This is a genomic window from Mesorhizobium sp. M0909, assembly GCF_040319515.1.
Taxonomy (GTDB): Bacteria; Pseudomonadota; Alphaproteobacteria; order Rhizobiales; family Rhizobiaceae; genus Mesorhizobium.
On record NZ_JAMYOA010000001.1, the window covers coordinates 496,618 to 504,954 of the forward strand.

At 65.4% G+C, this 8,337-nt stretch carries 11 protein-coding genes and 1 pseudogene; 10 read left to right on the plus strand and 2 right to left on the minus strand.

Going from position 1 to position 8,337, the window contains the following annotated elements; translation table 11 throughout:
* The first annotated feature begins 34 nt into the window (after positions 1 to 34).
* The 5 genes from argJ to NKH83_RS02615 all read left to right on the plus strand — a co-directional run bounded on the left by argJ (position 35) and on the right by NKH83_RS02615 (position 3,213).
* A complete protein-coding gene (gene argJ, locus NKH83_RS02595) occupies positions 35 to 1,276 on the plus strand; it encodes a bifunctional glutamate N-acetyltransferase/amino-acid acetyltransferase ArgJ (protein ID WP_352476306.1) in 1,242 nt (413 codons plus the stop codon).
* The gene (locus NKH83_RS02600; RefSeq protein ID WP_352476307.1) at positions 1,276 to 2,055 is read left to right on the plus strand and encodes a GNAT family N-acetyltransferase; all 780 of its coding nucleotides are present in this window, start codon (positions 1,276 to 1,278) and stop codon (positions 2,053 to 2,055) included. The genes argJ and NKH83_RS02600 overlap by 1 nt, the downstream gene beginning before the upstream one ends.
* Entirely contained in the window at positions 2,052 to 2,474 is a 423-nt protein-coding gene (locus NKH83_RS02605; RefSeq protein WP_254816694.1) for a (deoxy)nucleoside triphosphate pyrophosphohydrolase, read from the plus strand. The genes NKH83_RS02600 and NKH83_RS02605 overlap by 4 nt, the downstream gene beginning before the upstream one ends.
* Positions 2,475 to 2,601: 127 nt before the next feature.
* Positions 2,602 to 2,907 (plus strand): hypothetical protein, encoded by a 306-nt coding sequence (locus tag NKH83_RS02610; RefSeq protein ID WP_352476308.1) that lies wholly within the window; start codon positions 2,602 to 2,604, stop codon positions 2,905 to 2,907.
* Positions 2,908 to 3,033: 126 nt separating this feature from the next.
* Positions 3,034 to 3,213: a Flp family type IVb pilin gene (locus NKH83_RS02615; RefSeq protein ID WP_352476309.1), complete on the plus strand. Its 180-nt coding sequence runs from the start codon at positions 3,034 to 3,036 to the stop codon at positions 3,211 to 3,213.
* Positions 3,214 to 3,261: 48 nt separating this feature from the next.
* Here NKH83_RS02615 and NKH83_RS02620 read toward each other — a convergent pair whose 3' ends face one another.
* Complete coding sequence (locus NKH83_RS02620) at positions 3,262 to 4,134, minus strand: methyltransferase domain-containing protein (protein ID WP_352476310.1); 873 nt, start codon at positions 4,132 to 4,134, stop codon at positions 3,262 to 3,264.
* Between the two features lie 54 nt (positions 4,135 to 4,188).
* Between NKH83_RS02620 and NKH83_RS02625 the strand changes: the two genes are divergently transcribed.
* Genes NKH83_RS02625 through NKH83_RS02640 form a run of 4 tightly spaced genes read left to right on the plus strand, consistent with a single transcriptional unit; the run spans position 4,189 to position 6,613 of the window.
* Complete coding sequence (locus tag NKH83_RS02625) at positions 4,189 to 4,989, plus strand: ComF family protein (protein WP_352801953.1); 801 nt, start codon at positions 4,189 to 4,191, stop codon at positions 4,987 to 4,989.
* 37 nt (positions 4,990 to 5,026) lie between these two features.
* Entirely contained in the window at positions 5,027 to 5,296 is a 270-nt protein-coding gene (gene grxC / locus NKH83_RS02630; protein ID WP_254816699.1) for a glutaredoxin 3, read from the plus strand.
* A gap of 10 nt (positions 5,297 to 5,306) precedes the next feature.
* A complete protein-coding gene (locus NKH83_RS02635) occupies positions 5,307 to 6,191 on the plus strand; it encodes a carbon-nitrogen hydrolase family protein (protein WP_352649345.1) in 885 nt (294 codons plus the stop codon).
* Positions 6,188 to 6,613, plus strand: a complete 426-nt coding sequence (locus NKH83_RS02640; protein WP_254816701.1) for a DUF1178 family protein — start codon at positions 6,188 to 6,190, stop codon at positions 6,611 to 6,613. The genes NKH83_RS02635 and NKH83_RS02640 overlap by 4 nt, the downstream gene beginning before the upstream one ends.
* 144 nt (positions 6,614 to 6,757) lie before the next feature.
* Here the strand turns inward: NKH83_RS02640 and NKH83_RS02645 are convergent, their stop codons facing one another.
* The gene (locus NKH83_RS02645; protein WP_352801956.1) at positions 6,758 to 7,558 is read right to left on the minus strand and encodes an SDR family NAD(P)-dependent oxidoreductase; all 801 of its coding nucleotides are present in this window, start codon (positions 7,556 to 7,558) and stop codon (positions 6,758 to 6,760) included.
* A gap of 180 nt (positions 7,559 to 7,738) precedes the next feature.
* Between NKH83_RS02645 and NKH83_RS02650 the strand changes: the two are divergent.
* A pseudogene (locus tag NKH83_RS02650) lies at positions 7,739 to 8,337 on the plus strand (helix-turn-helix domain-containing protein); the annotation flags it as partial.

Here is an 8,337-nt window from a genome sequence, read left to right on the forward strand (position 1 = left end):
CTCCTTTCGCGATTTTTCCCGCCCGAGGTCTTCCATGTCCGCACAGGTTTCGCCGCTCGCGCCGAAGAAATATCCCAAGATGCCGGTGATCGAGGGCGTGCGCATCGCCACCGCCGAGGCCGGCATAAAATACAAGGACCGCACCGACTTGCTGGCCATGGTGTTCGACGCCGGCACCACCGTCGGCGGCGTGTTCACCAGGTCGAAATGCCCGTCGGCGCCGGTCGATTTCTGCCGGCAGAACCTCGTGGCTGGCAAGGCACGCGTGCTGGTGGTCAATTCCGGCAATGCCAATGCCTTTACCGGTCAGAAGGGCCGCACCTCGACGGCACTCACGGGCGAGGTGGCGGCGAAGGCGGCGGGCTGCACAGCGGGCGAGGTGTTCCTGGCCTCGACCGGCGTGATCGGCGAACCGCTCGACGCCGGCAAGTTCAGCCATTTGCTGGCCGGGCTGGTCAAGGACGGCAAGCCGGAATTGTGGACCGAAGCCGCCAAGGCGATCATGACCACCGACACCTATCCCAAACTGGCGACCGCGACGGTCAGGCTCGGCGATGCCGACGTCACCATCAACGGTATCGCCAAAGGCGCCGGCATGATCGCGCCCGACATGGCGACGATGCTTTCCTTCATCGCCACCGATGCGCCGATCGCAGCACCGGTGCTGCAGGATCTCTTGTCGCGCGGCACGGCCAAGACCTTCAACGCGGTTACCGTCGACAGTGACACCTCGACCAGCGACACGCTGCTGATGTTCGCCACGGGGGCTGCCGCCAGGCGCGGCGCGCCGGCAATTTCCGATCCCAAGGATGCGCGCCTTGGCGCCTTCCGCCGTGCCCTCGGCAAGGTATTGAAATCGCTGGCGCTGCAGGTGGTGCGCGACGGCGAGGGCGCCCGCAAGCAGGTCGAGGTCACCGTCACCGGGGCCAAATCGGCCCGCTCGGCCAAGCGCATCGCGCTGTCGATCGCCAATTCACCGCTGGTCAAGACGGCAGTCGCCGGCGAGGACGCCAATTGGGGCCGCGTCGTCATGGCCGTCGGCAAGGCCGGCGAACCTGCCGACCGCGACCTTCTGTCGATCTGGTTCGGCGACAACCGCCTGGCGTATCAGGGTGAGCGCGACGCCGCCTATTCCGAGGCGGCGACTTCGGCGTATATGAAGCGCGACGAGATCCGCATCCGCGCCGATATCGGCATCGGCCGCGGCAAGGCGACGGTGTGGACCTGCGACCTCACCAAGGAATATGTCGCCATCAACGGCGATTATCGGAGCTGATGACGTTGGCTTCCAGACATCCGGCAAGCGTGTTGGCGATCGTGCGCCGCTATGAGGCGGCCGGCTTTCGCGCCTGGCCGGCGGCCGCCGTCCATTATGACGGTACCTGGGTGGTGCGGCTGACGGCCGGCCACCCGGCCAAGCGGCTGAATTCGGTCAATCCGCTCGATCCGGGCGACATCCAGCACATTGCTGAGCGCATCGGTCGCGCCAGCCGCCGCTTCGACGCCTATGGCAGGCCGCTGACCTTTCGCATCTCGCCGCTGTCGGGCCCGGATCTTTCAAAGTACCTCGACAGCGAAGGCTGGAGCACGTTCGCGGAGTCGCTGGTCATGCGGCTGCCGCTGGCCGACGCCGCGCTCGACGACGCCATGGACCAGATTCCGTTGAGGGACATCAGCCGTTTCATCGGCGCGGCCCTCAAGGTGAGCGGTTCTGATGTGTCGCTGCGGCCGGGCCTGTCGGAGATCATCGGCGCCATCCAGCCGGAGGCCGGGCTGTTTGCGCTGGAGGCCGGCAGCGAGCCGCTGGCGACGTTGATCTGCGTGCATGACGGCGACCTTGCCGGCCTGTTCGAGATCGCCACCGACAGGTCGGTGCGCAACCAGGGCCATGGCCGCCACCTCATCCGGTCGGCGCTGAAATGGGCGCGGCTGCGCGGGGCGCGGGAAGCCTGGCTGCAGGTCGAGGCGGACAACGCGCCGGCGCTGGCGCTCTACCGTTCGCTCGGATTCGACGAAGTCTATCGCTATCACTATCGCCGGCCACAAGGCGCATGAGCGGCTTGGATACGGTCGGCAAACGCCTGCTCCTGGTCGCCGCCTGCGCGCTGGTCGATGCCGACGGGCGCGTCCTCTTGGCGCAGCGGCCCGAAGGTAAGCAACTCGCCGGCCTGTGGGAGTTTCCGGGCGGCAAGGTAGAGCCCGGCGAGACGCCGGAACAATGCCTGATCCGCGAATTGTACGAGGAGATCGGCATCGAAACCGACATCCCTTGCCTGGCGCCGCTCACCTTCGCCAGCCATTCCTACGATGATTTTCACCTCCTGATGCCGCTGTTCGTCTGCCGTCGCTTCCGCGGCATTGCCCGGCCGAAGGAAGGCCAGGTGCTGAAATGGGTGCGGCCGCGCCAGATGCGCGATTTTCCAATGCCGCCGGCCGATGCCCCGCTGATCCAGTTCCTCATCGATCTGCTCTAACGGCCGACCTGCCGTAAACCGGGCAGCTCCTCAACGCGATATCGGCAGCATTAATGAAAGATTTATCTGGCCGTGAAAAATTGACGCAAAGCGGCTACGCCGATTCCACCGCTGGGGAGCGATTTGCATGAGCCTCGACAAGGACTGGGACTCGCCTTGGCCCGACCGCCTTCCTGGCGTGGCCAATGCCGGCATGGGAATATTGCGCATCGCCCTCTTGTTCGGCTCGGCCGCGGTGGCTCTGGCCTTGATCGCGACGCCCTACCTCGACAGCCGGACCCGCTCGCAGTTTGCCCGCGACGGGCTTGATACGATGAGCACCGGCTCGATCGGCCAGCGCGATAGCTATACGCTACGCAAGAGCGTGCTGCAGCCGCTGCCCAGTTCGGTCTGCGTTATACGGGCCGATGGCAGAAGCAGCGGCGACTGCTGACTCCCCAACAACTATCTAGGATTCAGCTGTTTCCTGGAATGCGGCTGGTTCACCGCGCGTTAAGCCTGTCGCGTTAACCTTTCTTAACGGGTCGGCGCTAGGTTCGGGCAAGAGGGATGGGCGGCCATGAAAATCTTGCTGCAACGATTTTTAGAAGACGAGAGGGGTGCGACGGTTATCGAATATGGTTTGATCGTTGCCGTGCTGTCGCTTGCCATTGTCGCTGGTGTCGGCCGGGCTGCCGATGCGATTCAGTGGCTGTTCAGCGACAACAGCAGCAGGCTTGCCAACGCTTTTGCGCAGTGACCCGCTTAGCTTTGGTGGGATACGCTTAGCTTTTGCGCAAGGATACGCTCAGGGGCCGCCGGGGTTTTCCAGGATTGTCTTCAGCGATATTTTTGCGGAGCCCGGCTTCAGCGGCTTTTGCTGAGAGGCATCGGGCGCCCAGCCTGACATCCAGACCACCGAGAAACTCGCCCTGACGCGGCCATCGGCATCCGAAAACCGCTCCGCATAGATTTCGGCGGCGCGCGCGAACAGCGCTCGCGTGCCCGGCCGCCTACTGCGATCGACAAGCGCGCTGGTCTCGCCCATGGCGCGCAGGTCGGCGACCAGGCCAAACAGCGAATCGTAGCGCACCGTGATCGTCTCGACGTCGGCCACCGGCAGTGCCAGGCCGGCGCGCTGCAGCAGCGCGCCGGCGTCGCGGACGTCGGTGAACGGGATCACACGCGGGCTGGCGCCGCCATAGAGCTCGGTCTCGGCGGCAAGCAGGCTTTCGCGCAGTTCGGAGAGCGTGCCTGTGCCGGCGAAGGCGCCGAGGAAAAGCCCGTCCGGCTTCAGCGCCCGGCGGATCTGCACCAGCATGCCGGGAATGTCGTTCATCGCCTGCAGCGACAGCAGCGAGACTGCGAGGTCGAGGCTTTCCGGTTCGAATGGCACGGTTTCCAACGGCGCTACCACTCCTGGCTGGCCAGCCAGGAAAGCGGCGTCGGCCTCGACGCGCACGTTTTCCGTCACCTTGCCGCTGTCAGCGAGCACTTCTGCTGCTGCCGGCGTCTGGCAAAACAATGAGGCCGCCTTGCCGAACCTGCGTTCGACGGCGCCGAGCCGGTCGGCCAGATCCTCGGCCGCCCGCCGCATGAGGAAATCCGCGCCGGCGATGGGACGGGTCAGTGCCCGGCGCTTGCGCGCCAGCCAGAGCGAGGTGTCGATTACAGGCTGCAATGGGCAGGTCCTTGTGCTTCGCTCTCTGATATAGTGATGCGGAGGACCAACCACGTGGCCGATCCCATGCCAGAGATCAAGTGTATTGCGATCAAGAGCATTGCCCGCAAGGCATTGGGCTGGCCAGCGCGTCTCTTGTTCCCGCCGGTCTGCGCCGGCTGCCGCCGCCATGTCTCGCAGCCCGGCGTGTTGTGCGGCGCCTGCTGGCCGAAACTCAGGCTGCTGGAACGGCCGTGGTGCCCGGTGATGGGCACGCCGTTCACCCACAGTATGGGTGAGGGTTTCCTGTCGGCGGAGGCGATAGCCGACCCGCCGCCGTTCGAACGCGCGCGGGCGGCGGTCGCCTATTCCGGCGTTGCCCGCCAGATGGTGCAAGGGCTGAAATACCAGGACCGCACCGATCTGGCGCCTTGGATGGCGCGCTGGATGCTTCGCGCCGGTGCCGAGCTCATCGCCGAGGCCGACATGGTCGTGCCGGTGCCGCTGCACTGGCGGCGTTTCTTCCGACGGCAGTTCAACCAGTCCGCGGAACTGGCGCGGGCGGTGGCGCAGCTCGGGGAGCGGCCTTTCGCGCCATCAGCCATCAAGCGCGTCAAACTCACGCGCCAGCAAGTCGGGCTGGAGCGGCGGGAACGCGAGGAAAATGTTCGCGCCGCATTCAAAGTGCCGGATGAGGCGGAGATCGAAATCGCCGGCCGCCGGGTGCTGTTGATCGACGATGTCTACACCACCGGCGCCACCGTCCGCGCGGTCGCCAAGGCATTGAAGAAGGGCGGTGCCGGCGCGGTCGACGTACTGACCTTCGCGCGCGTGCTGCCGGGGGACTTTCGGGCCGACGAATCGGCGCCTATATAGCCTATATGACAGCAGAACGAGGCAGGATTGCTGACCGATGGTCGATGTGACGATCTACACGCGGATGATGTGCGGCTATTGCACCGCGGCCAAACGGCTGCTCGACAGGAAGGGCGTCGCCTATACCGAGCACGACGCCTCCTTCTCGCCGGAACTGCGCCAGGAAATGATTTCCCGGGCCCATGGCCGTTCCACCTTTCCGCAGATATTCATCGGCGACACGCATGTCGGCGGCTCTGACGATCTCCACGAATTGGAGGCGGAAGGACGGCTGGACGGATTGCTCGCCAACGGCTCGACCAGGTAAGGACATGACGATGGGTGCTTTCAAGACGGGGGGTGCTTTCAAGGCAGCGGCGATCCAGATGCGTTCGGGAACCAGCCCGGAGCGCAATGCGGTCGATCTGGAACGGCTGGTGCGCGAGGCGGCAGGTCTTGGCGCGTCCTATGTCCAGACGCCGGAAATGACCGGCGCGCTGATCCGCGACAGCCAAGCGCGGGCCGCTTCCTTCACCTCCGAAGACAAGGATATCGTCGTCTCGACGTCGCGGAGGCTGGCCAAGGAGCTCGGCATCTTCCTGCATATCGGCTCGACCGCCATTCTGCGCGCCGACGGCAAGCTTGCCAACCGCGCCCTTCTGTTCGGGCCGGACGGCGCCACGATTGCCACCTACGACAAGATCCACATGTTCGACGTCGATCTCGACAATGGCGAGAGCTGGCGCGAATCCGCCGCCTATGAGCCTGGCACCGAGGCCGTCGTCGCCGAAATCAATGGCGTGAAGCTCGGCTTTGCCGTCTGCTACGATCTGCGCTTTCCGCAGCTGTTCCGTGCCGAGGCGCTGGCCGGCGCCAATCTGCTTTCGGTGCCCGCCGCCTTCACCCGCCAGACCGGCGAAGCGCATTGGCATGTGCTGCTCAGGGCGCGCGCCATCGAGAACGGCGCCTATGTGGTTGCCGCGGCGCAAGGCGGCGTGCACGAGGACGGCCGCGAAACCTATGGCCATTCGCTGATCGTCGATCCCTGGGGCCGCATCGTCGCCGAGGCGGCGCATGACGAGCCGGCGGTGATCGTCGCCGAGATCGACCCGGTGCAGTCAGTCGCCGCGCGCAAGAAGATACCGAATCTCAAAAACGCACGCGATTTTGCCGTAAACGCCGGTTCGGCGGAGGCAATGCCGCTCAGGGGTGCCGCCTCTTGATCCGCTTTTCCCTGATCTGCGAACACGAGCACGAATTCGAGGCCTGGTTCCGCAGCAACGACGATTTCGACACACAGAAGAGGCGCGGTTTCATCGATTGCCCGGCCTGCGGCTCGCACAAGGTCGAGAAGGCGCTGATGGCGCCTGCCGTCTCGACCGGGCGCAGCCAGGAGAAGATCGCGCTGGCCATGGGCGAGGCACAAAAGCAGGCGCTGGCGCAGCTCAAGGCGCTTGCCGAGAAGGTGCGCGAGAACGCCGATTATGTTGGCGATAAATTTGCCGAGGAAGCGCGCAAGATCCATTTCGGCGAAAGCGATCCGCGCGGCATTTATGGCGAGGCGACGCTGGAGGAGGCCAAGAGCCTCGCCGAGGATGGCGTCGAATTCTTGCCTATTCCAAGTTTCCCCGACGACCGCAACTGATCGGTTAACTTGCTCCGGACATAGCGAGGCATTCTTCGCCAGGCAGAGCCATGATCGTGAAGGTCGGCGCCGTCGTCGGCGACAGGCGACCGGCAGTGTCGAGGGCGGCGATGCTGCCGCTCCCTTCCACAAGCGTTCGCAGTTTCAGGCCGAGCAGCACGGATGGGCCTCGCGGGTAATCGTTTCGCTCTTTCCTTCATGCCCACTGCCTGACGGGCTTGCTTCACTTGCCGGGCTTGCTTCCGCATAGGCTGCAAACTGGCGTTCAAGCGCCTTGACCGCGCTGCTGCGCCAGCCCTCCGCCACGGATTCCGACATGGGATCGGGGAAGATCTCCTCCTCGCCATTCTCCACGCCGTCCAGGATTGCCCGCGCAACAGACTCCGGAGAGGCCTTCGCTATGTCCAGGCCCCGGGTCATGTCCGTGTCCACGGGGCCGGGAAGGACCCTGTGGACGCTGACACCCCGTCCGACCAGGAGGGTGCGTAACGACTGCGACAGGGAGAATGAGGCCGCCTTCGAGACCGAGTAAGCCGGACTGAACGGCACGGCGGCAATCGAGGCCAGCGACAGAATGTTGACGATGGCTCCCCGCGACCGGGCCAGCAACGGCAGCAGAGCCTGGGTAACGTCGTACGATCCGAAGAGGTTTACGGCGAGTTGTTGTTCGAGTACGCGACGGTCGCTGAGGTCATCGAAGGGTGATACGCCGGCGTTGTTGATGAGGATATCGAGAGCATCGATCTTCTCGACGGCCTCCCGGATCTGCGCAACGTTGGTCACATCCATGGTCAGGGACGTCACACGCCGGTCCGGGTGGGCCATGGATTGGCGGGTTGCGGCATAGACGCGCTTTACGCCTCTGCTCAGGGCTTCCTCGACCAGTGCCCGACCGATGCCCCGATTGGCGCCAGTCACCAGGATGGCTGTACCTTCGATCTTCACTGCGTCTCTCCTAGTGCTTATCGTTGCGTTCGAGCCCAGTGCACAATCTAGCCGCGACTCAAGGTTGGCGCGCCGCAACTCAGGTTGGCTACAGTCGCCGTTGTCGATACGACTGGTTGGTGAGATGGACTTAGCGCCGGATATCGAAGCCATGGGAGTGACAAGTGTGACGGGATTCCGATGGACTCGCTGATTACAGCCGCGGCGCATGCGCTTGCGGCGGGCGATCCGCTCGGCGCCTTGAAGCGGGTTGCGCTGCGCGACGATGCGCCGGCACTGGCGTTGCGCGGTATCGCAATGGCGCAGCTTGGCGACCTGGTTCGGGCGAAGGTTCTTCTAAAAAGGGCGGCACACGCATTCAGCCCGAGGGAGGCCGTGGCCCGCGCGAGGTGTATAGTCGCCGAGGCCGAGATCGCGCTCGTCTCGCGCGACCTCGCCTGGCCGGCCAAGACACTCGACGCCGCGCGGGCGACGCTTGAAAGGCATGGCGACCGCGTCAATGCCGCACATGCGCGCAACCTCGAAGTCCGGCGCCTGCTGCTGATCGGCCATCTCGACGAAGCCGAGCGCAGGCTGGACGGCTTCGATCCCTCGCCGCTGCCGCCGGCATCGCGGGCCGCCCACGAGCTGGCTGTCGCCGGCATCGCCATCCGCCGCTTGCGGACCGGTCCTGGGCGCGCCCCCCCGCGGCGGGCGGGGCGCCCGGCGGCCCCGGGGGGGCTCCCCCCCCGGGGGGGGGCGGGGGGGGGGGGCACCGGGGGGGTGGGCACCCCCGCGGC